1 protein-coding gene is annotated in these 520 nt (G+C 69.6%); it reads left to right on the top strand.

Going from position 1 to position 520, the window contains the following annotated elements:
• Positions 1-464 (top strand): hypothetical protein (locus AC1DYG_RS19235; RefSeq protein ID WP_477641460.1); only part of this gene is annotated, 464 nt, incomplete at its 5' end.
• Between the last annotated feature and the right edge of the window lie 56 nt (positions 465-520).

Here is a 520-nt window from a genome sequence, read left to right as displayed (position 1 = left end):
GCGGATACCTGTACGTCGGGCTGAGCGTCGGCGCGGTGGTCGCCGAGGGCATCCTCCGGTCCACCGACATCCCGAAGTCGGGAATCCTCTCTGCCGCCCATCTATCCGAGCTGTCGATGAGCCGGATGATCCTGCAGCAGGACGTGATCGTGGCCGTCCTCGACACCCAGCCCGGACTCACCGCGCTCAACCAGAACAACTCGCTGACCGGCTGCACGTGGCGCGAGTACGGCAGCACCCGCACGACGTGCACCGCGATCCTCGTCGCAGCGCCCGCGGCACGCGGCGTGCGGTACCGGTGCAGCAACGGATTCGATGCGCGGTCACTACTGCTGGTCGAGCGGACCGACCCGCCCACCATCGAGGTGGAGCGCACCGGCGACCTCGTCCGGCCGGGGTGGGCCCGCGATCTCGTCGAGGAGTCGCTGTTCGTCGACTTCGGTGGGGTCCTCGACCGGCCCTGACCGGTCCGGCGGGACACCGCACGCCCACCCGCCTGAACCTCTCCGCTCTTCTACGC

It is taken from the genome of Pedococcus sp. P1_H8, from assembly GCF_056405175.1.
Note: the sequence above shows the minus strand (reverse complement) of the source record. Positions and strands in the feature narration are given on the sequence as shown.